This is a genomic window from Streptomyces sp. NPDC091972, assembly GCF_044756385.1.
Lineage (GTDB): Bacteria > Actinomycetota > Actinomycetes > Streptomycetales > Streptomycetaceae > Streptomyces.
Genome location: NZ_JBIVSV010000001.1, coordinates 91,481 through 105,853, shown reverse-complemented (window position 1 = coordinate 105,853; position 14,373 = coordinate 91,481). Strand labels below are relative to the sequence as shown.

Below are 14,373 nucleotides of genomic sequence, written 5' to 3'. Positions count from 1 at the left end.
CGACCTGAACGCCGACGGTGCCCGTCAGGCCTCGGGGGCGGGCACCACCGTGAGGTGGGCCGCCGCGCGCCGCGGGCGGCGCCTGGCGGGGGCCGGGCGGAGCACCAGCGTCAGACGCGTGTAGCCCAGGTCGCGCAGAGTGCGCGGGGTCTCGTCGACGACCCGGCAGTCGGTGGCGCCCCAGCGCGGGTCGGGGTGCACGAGGGGGCGTACGGAGCCGTCGTGCTCCACGGCCTGTTCGCCGACCGCGCGGATCCAGTGCGGCAGGCCGTGCCGGTAGGCGGCGTCCATGATCGGGTCCTGGGCGATGTCCCGGCGGATCGCCTGGAGGCCGTGGTCGTGGCCGTGCCGCTCCACCGCGGCGGCGAAGTGGGCGAGCATCGGCAGGCACCAGCGCGACTCGTGCTCGCCGAGGACGCTGCTCGCGTCGGGATGGAAGAGGACGAACCGCAGGAAGTTGTCACCCGGCATGGCCGTCGGATGCGGACCCACGGCACGGAAAAGTGACGCGAAAGCGGTGTTGGCGAGCACGACGTCCCAGCGGTGGTCGAGGACGACGGACGGGAAGGGGACGGCTTCCAGGAGTGTGGCGTAGTCCTGAAGGTACGCCTGGGCTTCGAGCCCTTCGGGGGCGGGCCGCAGTTCCGACCGCTGCCCACCTGCCTGATACGCCATCGGGAGGTCACCCCTCTTGCCTATGCGGCCTTCACGCGGCGCCTTGATCCTGCTTCCCCGGGACGAGTCGTGTCAACTATCGTGGCATTCCGTAGCGGTTGACGGCTGAAATTGGCCACAGTTGTGGCGAGACCTGGATGTGAGTTCGAACAACGGGCTACTCTCCGGGAAGTTCACGGCGACCGCCTGTGAGAAGTCGGGTGAGAGACGTAGGAGATCTGTCGGTGTCGGATGGCCTCGAGAGCCCGGACGACGCGGCAACGGTCGTACTGACGGCCGTCGTCGCCCGCGTCACCGCACTCGCCGACCGGCTCGGCGTACCGCACGCACAGGTCTTCGACACCGGCCGCCTCTCCGTCGCCTCGGGCGTCCCCGAACCCGTGGTCAAGGCCCTGCTGAGCGGGCGCCCGGCGGGCGAACCCGACGTCCAGGCCCGGTTCCTGCAACGGCTCGACCTGCTGCGCCGCACCCGCCTCAAGCCCAACGGCCGCAAGTACACGCAGCAGGAGATCGCCGACGGCGCGGGCATGTCCCGGCAGCAGGCGGGCGCCCTCATCAACGGCGACCGGCGCCCCACCATGGAGCACTGCGACGCCATCCAGCGGTTCTTCCGGGTGCACGCCGGATTCCTCACGGCCGAGGACCCCGAGGCGCTCGCGGGCGCCCTCCAGCACACCGAGCAGGAGCTGCTGCACAAGCTCGCCGACCGGGAGCGGGAGGCCGCGGCGGCAGCCCGCGACCCGCTGGAGCGGCTGTTGCAGGACCACGGCGTGCGCGGCATCGCCTGGCGGGCCGCGCAGCTGCCCACCGACCAGCACCGTGACAAGGTCGCCGAGTGGCTGGACATGCTCCTGGAGAGCGTCAAGCGGCCCGAGTCCTGATCCGGGAGAGAACTGTGGGCATCGGTAGGCACATGCGCCGCCTGAGCGGCGAGTTGGTGGCGGAACTGGAACTCGACGCCCCGGCGCGGCCCCAGGACCTCTACGGCGCCCTGTGCGACGCGATGAGCAGACGCCGGGGCCGCCCGGTCCACTTCCGTACGGCGCCCTTCCCGCCCGGCACGGCCAGCGGACTGTGGCTCGACATGGCCGACCAGGACCTCGTGGTGATCGAGGAACGCACCGCCCCCGACCACCAGTTGGTCATCCTCGGCCACGAGCTGTGGCACATGAACGCCGGTCACTGCTCCCACCATGTCGAGGGAGCCGCGGTCGCCGCCCGTCTCCTGCACGACGACGCCGACCTCCAGGCCACGGTCCGCAAGGTCGCCGCCCGCAGCCGCTTCGACCTCGACGACGAGCGGGAGGCGGAGAGCTTCGGCCTGCTGCTGGCGAGCAAGTGCCGGACGTGGCTCGCGGGTTCGCCGCTGCGGGGGCCGTTGCAGCGGGACCATCTGGCGGGGCGGATCGAGGTGTCCCTGGGGTATCTGGGGCCGCAGAGCTGAGGTTCCGCATCCGCCGGGCGGGCGAAGGAACGGGCGCGGAAGCCGGATTGTCAGTGGCGGACGGCAAGCTGGAGTTGCACGCCCGTGCGGTGTGCGACCGACGCGCCCCGTCCGGGGGTGCGACCGACGCCGACCTGGGGAGAGCCGCCGATGCCCACCGCCGTACTGACCGACCGTGAGCGCACCGCCGTCCAGGCGTATCTGCGGCTGCTGCACACGGTCCGAGCCGCCTTCGACACCGCGGCAGGCCCGCCCGACGCCGCCCGGCCGCCGGTCGTCCCGCCGGCGGTCCTCGCCGAGGCCGAGCAGGCCCTGGCGGACGCGGGGCTCGCGGGCAACGAGGAGTCGTTCTTCAGGCTCCTGCACACCTGGTGCCCACCGGAGACCCCACAGCCCTGACCGCCCGGGACGCCGCAGCACAGCCACGCACCCCCGCCGCCCAGCGCCCTGAGCCACAGGACCGCTGCGCCCGGCGGGCTGCGCGGCGGACAGCCGTCCCGCCACGGGCCTGCCCACCGACGGGCGGGACGGGACGGCGCGGTCACGTGGTCCCGCCGCACCGGACGGCGCCCCGCGGCCGCGAGCCACGGACGCCACACCACCGCGGCCGGCCGCCGCAGGTCTGCCCACCGGCGGGCGGCCGTGGTGGCGCGAGCGTACGTCCTGTCGTGTTGCCGGGGTCCGGTGGCCGTCCCGCGACGTCCAGCTCGCCGTGGGCCCGGCGGTCAGGTGTGCGGCACCGTCACCGTGGTGGCGACCAGGCCGTCGCGGGCCGTCCAGCGGCCCTCGAAGGTGCCGCGCCGCGCGCCGCCGACCACGGGGCCGGGGACGAGGAGCTCGGCGCGCAGGGTGCCGCCGGCGGGCCGGCCCGGGTCGACGAGGATGTCGATGTCGGCCTCGGTGAACTCCAGCCACTTGCCGGTGAGCGGGAACCACGCCTTGTAGACGGACTCCTTGGCGCTGAACAGCAGCCGGTCCCAGTGGATCCCGGGATGCGCCTCGGCGAGCTCCCGCAGCCTGGCCCGCTCCTGCGGCAGGGAGACGCTCTCCAGCACGCCCTCCGGGAGCGGTCCGTGGGGTTCGGCGTCGATACCGATCGAGGCCAGGTCGGCGACCCGGACCAGCGCGGCGGCGCAGTAGCCGTCGCAGTGGGTCATGCTGCCGGTGAGCCCGGCCGGCCACCGCGGGGCACCGCGCTCCCCGGGCAGCACCGGCTGCGGCGGGACACCGAGCTTCTCCATGGCCCGGCGCGCGCAGGCCCGCACGACGGCGAACTCACGGCGGCGCTTGGGGACCGCGGGCGCGACGAGCGCGGCCTCCTCGGGGTACAGCCGGGCGTTGTCCGGCTCGTCGTGGCCGTGGACCTCGACGGCCACCACCGAGTCCGGCAGGAGTTCCTCGATCACCGGGCGCCGACCTCCCCGGGCACGATCCGGCGCAGCCGCCCGGGCGGCTCCGGCCGCTCGCGCCACTCCCGCGGGTAGCCCACCGAGACCTCCTCGAAGCGGACGCCCTCGTGCCAGGTGGTCCGGGGGATGTGCAGATGGCCGTAGACCATGGTCTCGACGCGGAACCTGCGGTGCCAGTCGGCGGTCAGCTCGGTGCCGCACCACATCGCGAACTCGGGGTGCCACAGGACGTCGGTCGGATGCCGGTCCAGCGGATAGTGGTTGACGAGGACCGTGGGCAGGTCCGCGGAGAGGGCGGCGAGTCTGCGCTCCGTCTCGGCGACCCGGGCCCGGCACCAGGCCTCCCGGGTCGGGTACGGGTCGGGGTGCAGCAGGAACTCGTCGTTGCACACGATGCCGGTGCCGTGCGCGTACTCGAGGCCCTGCTCCTTGGTGGTGCAGCCGGCGGGCAGGAACGAGTAGTCGTACAGCAGGAACAGCGGGGCGACGGCGACGGGTCCGCCGGGGCCGTCCCAGACCGGGTAGGGGTCCTCGGGGGTCAGGACGCCGAGCTGTCGGCACATCTCGACGAGGTGCTCGTAGCGGGCGACCCCGCGCAGGGTGACGGTGTCCTTCGGGTGGGTCCACAGTTCGTGGTTGCCGGGGGCCCAGAGGACCTGGCGGAAGCGGCCGGCAAGGGTCTCCAGGGCCCAGCGGACGTCGTCGACGGTCTCGGCGACGTCACCGGCCACCAGGAGCCAGTCGTCGTCGGTGCCGGGGCGCATCGCCTCGACGAGGGAGCGGTTCTCGGGGTAGCCGATGTGCAGGTCGCTCACGGCCAGAAGCCGTGCCGCGCCACCGGCCGTCCCTGTCACCTCTCGCCCCCTCCGAGCACCCGAGTGGGACCACGAGAACACATTTGGTTTCCCGGTACAAGAGTGGCCCGGAGCGGGGGCGTTCCATGATCGGTCAATCCGTAACACGGGCGTTGCACGCGTGGCCCCTTGAAAGCCGTATGATCGCCCCAACACCACCGCAGAAACTTCCCTTCGCAAGGGGCGGTTTGGTGTCCCTCCAATCACCCTGCCCGGGCACGGGCTCGCTTCGCCGTGCCCGAAAACCCCGAAAGGCGGCCTGAATGCACTCTCGCGTACGCGTCTGGCTCAACCGCACGTACGCGGAGAACGTGTTCTTCATGGATCAGCTCCGCCGAAATCCCAGCGACAGAGCCGTCGAGATCCATGCGACGCACGGGGACGCCGACTCCCCCGTGCTGGCCGCCGCCGACACCGCCGAGCTGGAGCCGGAGGGGCTGTCCCCGGCCGCCTACGTCGAGTTCGCCCTGGACCAGTGCCAGAAGCGCGGCATCGACGTCTTCGTGCCCCGGCTTCAGCAGGCGGCGATCGTCGCCCACCGCGCCGAGTTCGCCGCGATCGGCACCGCGCTGCTCGCGCCGCCGCCCCAGGCCGTGGCCGTCTTCCACGACAAGGTGATCGCCTACGAGGCGGTCCAGGCGGTGGGTGTCCCGGTGCCGCCGTGGTGGCGGGTGCGGACCGCGGACGAACTGGTCGCGGCTGTCGAGGAGTTGGAGGCCGACGGTCACCGGGCCTGCTTCAAGCCCGCGTCCGGCGCGGGCGGGGTCGGCTTCCGGGTCGTCACCCGCGAGCCGTTCTCCCTCTCGCAGCTCAACGGCTTCCCCAGCCCGTACGTGTCGCTCGACATGGTCGTCGAGGCGCTCGAGCGGTCCGGCGAGCAGGTGGACTGGCTGGTCATGCCGCGTCTGGAGCAGCCCGAGGTGTCCGTGGACACGCTCACCGGGCCCGACAACCGGGTGCGGCTGGCGATCGGCCGCACCAAGAACGGGCGGCGGCGCGGGTTCACGCGGCACGAGCAGTGGCTGGAGCCGGCCCGGCTGGTCGCCGAGGGGTTCGGGCTGCACTACCTGTCCAACATCCAGTTCCGGATGTTCGGCGACCGGCCCGTGCTGATGGACGTGAACACCCGTCCGGCGGGCGGGCTGCACCAGCTGTCCCTCTGCGGGGTCAACGTGCCCTGGGCGGCTGTGCAGTTGGCCCTGGGTGAGGACCCCGGAGTGATCGAGCCGCCGTTCCTCGGGCAGGACTACACGGTGGTGTCGGGGCCGAGGCCGCTGCGCCCCGTGTCGGTGCCGCACCAGCGGGTCGAGGAGGTCGCACCGCTGCTGCCGTCCGTTCCCTCGCCCTCACCCTCGGTGGAAGCGGCTCGGGCTCTGCCGCTCTAGACCGACGCCCCCACCGCGGGGTTCCCTCACCGGTATGGACCAATTCCGTCGTGCACCTTGACACGACGATTGGTCCATACCAACTTGGTTGCGCACCCCCTGCACCACCTCTCTGCACTCCCGAACACCCCCATTTCTTCAGGGAGATCGCGTGCGCAACCCACTCAGACGTTCCAGAGTCCTCGCCCTCCTCGGTTCCGCCGCCCTCGCGTTCGTCGGGGCCGTCGCTCTTCCCCAGACGGCACAGGCCGCCAACGTCCTGACGAACCCCGGCTTCGAGTCCGGGACCCTCTCCTCCTGGACCTGCGCGGGCAACCTCGGGTCCGTCGTCTCCTCTCCCGTCCACGGGGGCTCCAAGGCCCTTCAGGGGGCGGTGAGTTCGAGCGACAACGCCAAGTGCAGCCAGACCGTCTCCGTGCAGCCCAACACGTCGTACAGCCTGAGCGGCTGGGTGCGTGGCAGCTATGTGTACCTCGGCGTGGACGGCGGATCGTTCACGTGGACCTCCTCGCCCTCGGCGTACACCCAGCTCTCCACCACCTTCACCACCGGCGCCTCGCAGACCAGCGCCACGGTCTACGTGCACGGCTGGTACGCACAGGGCAGCTACTACGCCGACGACATCAGCCTCGACGGGCCCGGTGGCGGCGGTGGTTCGGACGCGCAGGCGCCGAGCGTGCCCGGGAGCCTGCGGTCCACCGGGAAGACCTCCTCCACCGTGTCGCTGGCGTGGAACGCCTCCTCCGACAACGTCGGGGTGACGGCGTACGACGTCTACAGCGGGTCCAACCAGGTGCTCAGCGTCTCCGGTACGAGTGCCACCGTGAGCGGGCTCGCGGCCGGCACCTCCTACACCTTCACCGTGAAGGCCCGGGACGCGGCCGGGAACGTCTCGGCCGCCTCCAACGCGGTGTCCGTGACGACCGACACGGGCGGCGGTGGCGGAACCGGGTTCAAGCAGGCCGCTCCCTACCTGTACCTCGGCTGGGGCGACCCGCCGAGCGCGACCTCGGTGATGAGCGCGACCGGCGTCAAGTGGTTCACGATGGCGTTCATCCTCTCCTCCGGCGGCTGCAACCCGGCCTGGGACGGCAGCAGGCCGCTGACCGGCGGCAACGACCAGTCCGTCATCAACTCCATCCGGTCCGCGGGCGGCGACATCGTCCCGTCGATCGGCGGCTGGAGCGGCAACAAGCTCGGGCCGAACTGCTCGACTCCCGAAGCGCTGGCCGGCGCCTACCAGAAGGTGATCGACGCCTACGGGCTCAAGGCCATCGACGTCGACATCGAGAACACCGACGAGTTCGAGAACGCGACCGTGCAGGACCGGATCCTGAACGCCCTGAAGATCGTCAAGGCCAACAACCCGGGCCTGCGGACGATCCTCACCTTCGGCACCACGACGACCGGGCCGACGTACTGGGGCAACCGGCTCATCGAGCAGGCCAAGGCCCTCAACGCCGGCATCGACGTCTTCACCATCATGCCGTTCGACTTCGGCGGCGGCTCCGACATGTACGGCAACACCGTGAACGCCACGGAGGGGCTGAAGAACAAGCTGAAGTCCACCTTCGGCTGGGACGACGCCACCGCGTACTCCCACATCGGCATCTCCGGCATGAACGGTCTCTCCGACCAGCAGGAGAACACGACCCCGGCGATCTGGACGCAGATCCGTGACTGGGCGAACTCCCGGCACATCGCCCGGCTCGCCTACTGGGCGGTCAACCGGGACCGCCCGTGCCCCGGCGGCGGAGTCGTCAGCAACTGCTCCGGCATCAGCCAGAGCACCTGGCAGTTCACCTCGATCACGGCCGGCTTCACCGGCTGAGCCGTCCCACGGCAGGTGGCCGGACCCCAGGTGCCGGAAAGACGAAGCCCCTGGTCACAGATCCCGGGAAGGGATCGTGACCAGGGGCTTCACCGTTTCCGTCGTGCTCCGTGGGAATCAGCGCCGGCCCGTCCCCCGGTCCGGCCCCGCTCAGCCCCTGCGCAGCCGGAGCGTCAGCACCTGGAAGGGGCGCAGCGAGACCGGCACGCCCCCCTCCTCGACGGCGGCGTCCTCCAGGGGGCGCTCCAGCAGGTCGGTGACCTGGGCGCCGGCCAGCGGGAAGCCGGTGCGCAGCACGCCCTGGGCGCGGCCGCCGCCGGACTCGTAGAGACGGACCACGACATCACCGGAGCCGTCGTCGGCGAGCTTGACCGCCTCGACGGTCACGCCACTGCCCTCGACCGAGACGACCGGCTCGGGGGCACCGGCCGCGTCCGCCACCCGCAGTGGGAGGTTGAGGGAGTAGCCCTCGGCGACGGTCTCCTCGATGCTCGCGCCGGGCAGCAGCGCGTAGGTGAAGCGGTGCCTGCCCTGGTCGGCCTCCGGGTCCGGGATGCGCGGGGCGCGGACCAGGCTGAGGCGGACCGTGGTCGTCGTGCCGCCGTCCTCACGGACCGTGCGGGAGACGTCGTGGCCGTAGGTGGAGTCGTTGACGACCGCGACGCCGTACCCCGGTTCGCCGACGTGCACCCAGCGGTGGCCGGAGACCTCGAAACGGGCCGCCTCCCAGCTGGTGTTGGTGTGCGTGGGCCGCTGGACGTGGCCGAACTGGATCTCCGCGGAGGAGTGCGCGGCCCGGACGTCCACCGGGAAGGCGGCCTTGAGGATCTTCTCGGCCTCGTGCCAGTCGATGTCGGTCTCGAAGTCGATGCGGGGGCTGCCGGCGCGCAGGGTGACGGTCTGGGTGATCGTGGAGCCCTTGCCGAAGGACCGCGTCACCCGGATCGCGCCGAGCAGCGGGTCGTCCGAGACGAGTTCGACCGACGTGGGCTCGAGGAGGTCGGTGTAGCGGTTGTTGTAGTGCTTGTCGATGTCCCAGGCGTCCCAGTAGTTCGGGAGGTCGGTGTGCAGGCGGAGCAGGTTGCCCTTGTCGCCGAGGACTTCGCGCCCGGCCCGAAGGTCGTACACGGACGACAGGGTGCCGTCCTCCGCCACCTCCACGCGCACCAGGCCGTTGTCGAGGACGCGGCCCTCGGCCCGCACCGGCCGGGCGGGCTCGGCGTCCGCCAGGGGCGCGCTGCCGTTCGCGGGCACCTCGACGTACGCCAGGGCCCCCTCGGACGTGCGGACCACCTCGGCCCGGTCGAACGGGCTGGTGTTGAACACCCGGGTGCCGCCGGCGCCCAGCGCGGCCACCGCCTCGGCGGTCAGCGCCTCCAGCTCCTCTGCCACGCGGGCGTACTCGGCCTCCGCCTCGCGGTGCACCCAGGCGATCGAGGAGCCCGGCAGGATGTCGTGGAACTGGTGCAGCAGGACCGTCTTCCACAGCCGGTCGAGCCTGTCGTACGGGTAGGAGTAGCCCGGCGCGTGCAGTGCCGCCGTCGTCGCCCACAGCTCGGCCTCGCGCAGCTTGTGCTCGGAGCGGCGGTTGCCCTGCTTGGTGCGGGCCTGCGAGGTGTAGGTCGCGCGGTGCAGCTCCAGGTAGAGCTCGCCCACCCAGACCGGGGCGTCCGGGTATTCGGCGCGGGCCTGGGCGAAGAAGTCGTCCGGGTGCTCGATCACGACCTTGGGCGAACCCTCCAGGTCGGCGAGGCGCCGGGCCCGTTCCATGATCTCCCGGGTGGGGCCGCCACCGCCGTCGCCCCAGCCGAAGGGGGCCAGCGAGCGCGTGCCGCCGCCCTTCTCCGCGTAGTTGCGGACCGCGCGGTCCATCTCCTCGCCGCTGAAGCGGGCGTTGTAGGTGTCGACCGGCGGGAAGTGGGTGAAGATGCGGGTGCCGTCGATGCCCTCCCACCAGAAGGTGTGGTGGGGGAACTTGTTGGTCTGGTTCCAGGAGATCTTCTGGGTGAGGAACCAGTCGTTGCCGGCGAGCTTGGCGAGCTGCGGGTAGGCGGCGGTGTAGCCGAAGGAGTCCGGCAGCCACACGCCCTTGGTCTCGACGCCGAAGTGCTCGATGAAGAACCGCTTGCCGTGGACGAGCTGGCGGGCGATGGCCTCGCCGCCGGGCAGGTTGCCGTCGGCCTCGACCCACATGCCGCCGACCGGGGCCCACTGGCCCTTCTTCACGGACTCCTGGATGCGGGCCCACACCTGCGGGTAGTGGTCGCGCACCCACTCGTACTGCTGGGCCTGGGAGCAGGCGAAGATGAAGTCGTCGTACTCGTCGGCGAGCGCGGTGACGTTGGAGAAGGTGCGGGACGTCTTGCGCTTGGTCTCGCGGATCGGCCACAGCCACGCGGAGTCGATGTGCGCGTGGCCGACCCCGGAGATCGTGTGGGCGCTCGCGTGTGCGGGCTTGGCCAGGACCGGTGCGAGGACCTCGCGGACGGCGGCCGCGCTGCCGGCGACGTCGTCCAGGTCGAGGGCGTCCATGGCCCGGTCCAGGGCGTGCAGGATCTCGTGGCGGCGGGGCTCGTGGTCGGCGAGGTGGACCATCAGCTCGCGCAGCACCTGGAGGTCCAGGTCGAGGTGGAAGACCTCCTCGTCGAGGACGGCGAGGTCGGCGCGCCGGAAGGTGTAGAGGGGCGCGGAGCCGGCCGTGAGCCTGTCGCCCATCGGCGTGGGCCGGGAGAAGTCGTCCTTGAGGATGTCCGGGTTGGAGGCGGCCTCGACCAGGTAGTCGATCCGCTCGCCGCCGGCGGCCGGGTTGGCGATCGGGACGTACTGGTTGAGCGGGTTGACGGCCTTCAGGGGGCGGCCGTCGGCCAGGTGGACGAGGGCCTCGGCCTGGTTGCCGGGCCAGTCGCCGACGAAGCCGAGGTCGATGACGGCCTCGACGCGCCTGCCGGCCCACTCGGCGGGCACCTCGCCGCGCATCCGGAACCAGGTGGTGCCCCAGGGCGGCCCCCACGGGGTGTTCATCGCGAAGGGCTCGTAGCGGGCGGCCGCGGCCTCCTCGAAGGAGACCGGCTCGCCCGGCGCCTGCCAGGCCGCCACCTCGAAGGGGACGGTGGCCGCGTAGACCGCGGGCTTGATGCGCTGGTCGTGGGCGCGCTGGACGCGCTCCTCGATGCGGCGGCGTTCGTCGTGCATGAAGGGTCTCCAGGGAGGGAGAGGGCGAGCTGGTGAGGCCGGGAAGCCTGGGGAAAGCGCTTTCCAAAGCCGACGCTACTTAAGGTACGCGAGCCCAGGGTGGACCGAGGTGTAGCCCTCGACGAGCCTGCGGGCGACGTTGACGGAGTCGACCAGCGGGTGCAGCGCGAAGGCCTTCACCGCGGTCGTGCGCGAGGCGGACTCGGCGGCGGCCAGCACCTCCCGCTCGACCGCCTTGACCGAGCAGACCAGGCCGGTGGCGTGGTCCGGGAGCGGGGCGACGGAGACGGGGTGGGCGCCGTTGGCGTCGACGAGGCAGGGCACCTCGATGACGGCCTCGTGGTCGAGCACGGAGAGCGTGCCCTGGTTGCGGACGTTGAGGATCAGGGTGGTGCGTTCGTCGCGCGCGATGGCCCGCATCAGGGCGAGGGCGACCTTCTCGTAGCCGCCGGAGAGGTCGTCGGCGTCGCGCTCGCCGGCGCCGGCCGTCTGCCGGTTCTCGGACATGTAGGTGGCCTCGCGCTCGGCGCGGGTGCGGTCCCAGACCTCCAGCGCCCGCGCACCGGGGGCGCCCACCTCGTCGTAGAACCGCGCCTGCTGGTCGGCGAGGAAGGCGCCGCGGGTCTTCTCGGCCTGCTGGTAGGCGCGGACGGCCTCGCGGTTGAAGTAGTAGTAGTGCAGGTATTCATTGGGGATGGCGCCCAGCGACCGGAGCCAGTCGACGCCGAAGAGCTTGCCCTCCTCGAAGGAGCCCAGCAGGTCCGGGTCGGCCAGCAGACGCGGGAGCTCGTCCCGGCCGGCGATCCTCAGCCCGCGGACCCAGCCGAGGTGGTTGAGGCCGACGTAGTCGATCCACGCCTCGTTCGGGTCGGCGCCGAGCACGCGCGCGATACGGCGGCCGAGGCCGACCGGGGAGTCGCAGATGCCGATGACGCGGTGGCCGAGGTGCCGGGACATGGCCTCGGTGACCAGGCCCGCGGGGTTGGTGAAGTTGATGACCCAGGCGTCGGGGGCGAGCCGGGCCACCCGGCGGGCGATGTCGACGGCGACGGGGACCGTGCGCAGGCCGTAGGCGATGCCTCCCGCGCCGACCGTCTCCTGGCCGAGGACGCCCTCGTCGAGGGCCACCCGCTCGTCGGCGGCACGGCCCTCCAGACCGCCGACGCGGATCGCCGAGAAGACGAAGTCTGCGCCGCGCAGGGCCTCGTCGAGATCGGTCGTCGCGGTCACCGTGGGCGCGTCGGGCACGCCGGCGGCCTGTTCCGCGAGGACGCGGCCCACGGCGGAGAGCCGGCCGGCGTCCAGGTCGTGCAGGACCACCTCGGTCACCCTGCCCTCGGCGCGGTCCGTCAGCAGCGCGCCGTACACGAGCGGGACCCGGAAGCCGCCGCCGCCGAGAATCGTCAGCTTCACCGGTGTCCTCCAGAGGTGCTCCGGCGGGCGGGCCGGGCGTGGGTCGGGCTGTCACCGAGCGCGTCGCGGGAAGCGGACACGCGCGGCCTCCTTGCACTTGTCACACTGATCACACGAGCCGTTCTTGTCGTACGGGGACGGGAGCGGGGTCTCACTCCGGTCCCTTTCCTGCCAGGACCACCTCGACGCCCGCCTCCTCCAGCGAGGACCGGGTCGCCGCGTCGACCGGCGCGTTCGTCACCACCACGTCCAGGGCCTCGGGACCGCAGACCTTCGCCATGCCCGTGCCCGGGAACTTGGCCGAGTCGGCGAGCAGCACGACCTTGTCGCTCGCCTGGATCATCGCCCGCTTGACCGGCACCTCGACGACCGTCGTGTCCATCACCTGCCCGCCCGGGCGCACTCCACTGGTGCCGAGGAAGAGCCAGTCCGCGTGCAGCTGGCGCAGGTTGTCCTCGGTGAGGAAGCCGACCAGGGAGCGGTACTCGCGGCGGACCATGCCGCCGAGGAGCACCAGCTCGATGCCCTCGTCGTCGGCGAGCTCCTCGTAGACCACCAGGTTGCTGGTGATCACGGTGAGCCGGCGGCCGTGGAGCTGCCGGGCCAGCCGGTAGGCGGTGGTGCCGATGTCGAGCAGTACGGACTGGCCGTCCTGGACCAGCGCCGCGGCGCGGGCGGCTATGGCGTCCTTCTCGGCCACCCGGACCTCGGCGACCTCGGCGAAGGGCTGGTCGCCCTCCTCGGCGCGCGCTCCGCCGTGCACCCGGGTGAGCAGCCCGTCCTCCTCCAGTTTGACGAGGTCGCGCCGGATGGTGGCGGGGCTCACACCGAGCTGCTCGGAGAGGTCGGTCACAGCCGCGGGGCCGCCCGAGCGCAGGGCCCGCAGGATGAGTTGGTGTCGTCGTTCAGCCAGCACGCCGTGAACACTACTCGTCATCTTCAATCATTTCTATGCTCAGTTCTGCTTGGGTATTGACCAATGTCGTCAAGCGGCGCACGATTCCCGTCATCGAAATTGACGAGTTTTGACGAGAGGCGCGCACGTGGACGACGACCGGCCCGAGGTGCTGCTGACCGGGCTGCTCTTCTACGACCTCGTCCTGACGGGTCTGGAGAAGCCGCCGACGCCCGGCGAGGAGATCTGGACGGCCGGCATGGGCTGCGGTCCCGGCGGCATCGCCAACCTGGCGGTGGCCGCCTCCCGCTTCGGTCTGCGCACCTCGCTGGCCACGGTCCTCGGCGACGACTTCTACGGCGCCCACTGCCAGGAGGTCCTCGCGGGCCAGGAAGGCGTCGACCTCTCGCTCTCCCGGGTCGCGGACGGCTGGCACACCCCCGTCACCGTCGCCCTCGCGTACGGCAGCGACCGCGCCCTGGTCACCCACGGCCAGGAGCCGCCGTACTCCCAGGACGCGCTGATGGGCGACCCGCCCGAGGCGCGCACGGCCCTCGTCCACCTGGAGGCCGAACCCCGCGCCTGGCTCGCCAAGGCCGCAGCCGGCGGCACGCAGATCTACGCGGACGTCGGCTGGGACCCCACCCAGCGGTGGTCCACCGACCTGCTCGACCAGCTCGCCCTGTGCCACGCGTTCCTGCCCAACGAGGGCGAGGCGATGGCCTACACCCGCACCGACAGCGCGGTCGCGGCCCTCGGCACGCTCGCCGAGCTGGTGCCGGTGGCCGTGGTCACCCGGGGCGGGGACGGTGCGGTCGCCGTCGACCAGCTCACCGGCGAGTACGCGGACGTCCCGGCCCTGCCCGTCGACGTCCTCGACGCCACGGGCGCCGGTGACGTCTTCGGCGCCTCGTTCGTCGCCGCCTCCCTGGGCGGCTGGCCGCTGGAGGAACGGCTCCGGTTCGCCGTCCTCGCCGCGGGTCTGTCCGTACAGCGGCACGGCGGGGCCCTGGCCGCCCCCGGCTGGTACGGAGTGGACCGCTGGTGGCGCTCGCTGACGGACCCCGACCTGAAGCGCGCGTACGGCTTCCTTGCCGAGCGCCTGCCCGCGGACGTGGGCCCGCCGCCGCACCCCGCGCCGGTCACACCCCCGGCCGGGCCGGCCGCCGCGCACTCCCCCGTCGCCCCAGCCGACACCGCACGGCGGAACTGATCCGCAAGCCCCCCACAAGCTCTTCGCATGCACGTCCCGAAAAGATCGAAAGGCGGTGGGAG

12 protein-coding genes are annotated in these 14,373 nt (G+C 72.0%); 6 read left to right on the top strand and 6 right to left on the bottom strand.

Annotation, left to right across the window (positions count from 1 at the left end; translation table 11 throughout):
- Positions 1 to 24 precede the first annotated feature (24 nt).
- The gene (locus ACIQJT_RS00450) at positions 25 to 675 is read right to left on the bottom strand and encodes a hypothetical protein (RefSeq protein WP_053848624.1); all 651 of its coding nucleotides are present in this window, start codon (positions 673 to 675) and stop codon (positions 25 to 27) included.
- A 224-nt stretch (positions 676 to 899) separates the two neighbouring features.
- Here ACIQJT_RS00450 and ACIQJT_RS00445 point away from each other — a divergent pair, with 224 nt between their 5' ends.
- The 3 genes from ACIQJT_RS00445 to ACIQJT_RS00435 all read left to right on the top strand — a co-directional run bounded on the left by ACIQJT_RS00445 (position 900) and on the right by ACIQJT_RS00435 (position 2,518).
- On the top strand, positions 900 to 1,556 hold the full coding sequence (locus ACIQJT_RS00445; protein WP_053848623.1) for a helix-turn-helix transcriptional regulator: 657 nt from the start codon (positions 900 to 902) through the stop codon (positions 1,554 to 1,556).
- A gap of 32 nt (positions 1,557 to 1,588) precedes the next feature.
- On the top strand, positions 1,589 to 2,119 hold the full coding sequence (locus ACIQJT_RS00440; protein ID WP_365454067.1) for a toxin-antitoxin system, toxin component: 531 nt from the start codon (positions 1,589 to 1,591) through the stop codon (positions 2,117 to 2,119).
- Positions 2,120 to 2,269: 150 nt separating this feature from the next.
- Positions 2,270 to 2,518 (top strand): hypothetical protein, encoded by a 249-nt coding sequence (locus ACIQJT_RS00435; protein ID WP_365454064.1) that lies wholly within the window; start codon positions 2,270 to 2,272, stop codon positions 2,516 to 2,518.
- A 326-nt stretch (positions 2,519 to 2,844) separates the two neighbouring features.
- Here the strand turns inward: ACIQJT_RS00435 and ACIQJT_RS00430 are convergent, their stop codons facing one another.
- Positions 2,845 to 3,525: a 4'-phosphopantetheinyl transferase gene (locus tag ACIQJT_RS00430; protein ID WP_402638609.1), complete on the bottom strand. Its 681-nt coding sequence runs from the start codon at positions 3,523 to 3,525 to the stop codon at positions 2,845 to 2,847.
- Positions 3,522 to 4,382: a metallophosphoesterase family protein gene (locus ACIQJT_RS00425; RefSeq protein ID WP_402638607.1), complete on the bottom strand. Its 861-nt coding sequence runs from the start codon at positions 4,380 to 4,382 to the stop codon at positions 3,522 to 3,524. The genes ACIQJT_RS00430 and ACIQJT_RS00425 overlap by 4 nt, the downstream gene beginning before the upstream one ends.
- A 263-nt stretch (positions 4,383 to 4,645) precedes the next feature.
- Between ACIQJT_RS00425 and ACIQJT_RS00420 the strand changes: the two genes are divergently transcribed.
- Together ACIQJT_RS00420 and ACIQJT_RS00415 are read left to right on the top strand one after the other, a co-directional pair.
- A complete protein-coding gene (locus tag ACIQJT_RS00420) occupies positions 4,646 to 5,767 on the top strand; it encodes an ATP-grasp domain-containing protein (protein ID WP_402638605.1) in 1,122 nt (373 codons plus the stop codon).
- Between the two features lie 151 nt (positions 5,768 to 5,918).
- The gene (locus ACIQJT_RS00415; protein ID WP_402638602.1) at positions 5,919 to 7,598 is read left to right on the top strand and encodes a carbohydrate binding domain-containing protein; all 1,680 of its coding nucleotides are present in this window, start codon (positions 5,919 to 5,921) and stop codon (positions 7,596 to 7,598) included.
- Between the two features lie 150 nt (positions 7,599 to 7,748).
- Here ACIQJT_RS00415 and ACIQJT_RS00410 read toward each other — a convergent pair whose 3' ends face one another.
- The 3 genes from ACIQJT_RS00410 to ACIQJT_RS00400 form a co-directional block, all read right to left on the bottom strand.
- Complete coding sequence (locus ACIQJT_RS00410; protein WP_402638600.1) at positions 7,749 to 10,790, bottom strand: alpha-mannosidase; 3,042 nt, start codon at positions 10,788 to 10,790, stop codon at positions 7,749 to 7,751.
- Between the two features lie 75 nt (positions 10,791 to 10,865).
- The gene (locus tag ACIQJT_RS00405) at positions 10,866 to 12,203 is read right to left on the bottom strand and encodes a 6-phospho-beta-glucosidase (RefSeq protein ID WP_402638598.1); all 1,338 of its coding nucleotides are present in this window, start codon (positions 12,201 to 12,203) and stop codon (positions 10,866 to 10,868) included.
- 151 nt (positions 12,204 to 12,354) lie between these two features.
- On the bottom strand, positions 12,355 to 13,119 hold the full coding sequence (locus ACIQJT_RS00400) for a DeoR/GlpR family DNA-binding transcription regulator (protein WP_365454043.1): 765 nt from the start codon (positions 13,117 to 13,119) through the stop codon (positions 12,355 to 12,357).
- Positions 13,120 to 13,246: 127 nt separating this feature from the next.
- Between ACIQJT_RS00400 and ACIQJT_RS00395 the strand changes: the two genes are divergently transcribed.
- Positions 13,247 to 14,311 (top strand): carbohydrate kinase family protein, encoded by a 1,065-nt coding sequence (locus ACIQJT_RS00395; protein ID WP_402638595.1) that lies wholly within the window; start codon positions 13,247 to 13,249, stop codon positions 14,309 to 14,311.
- Positions 14,312 to 14,373: the final 62 nt, after the last annotated feature.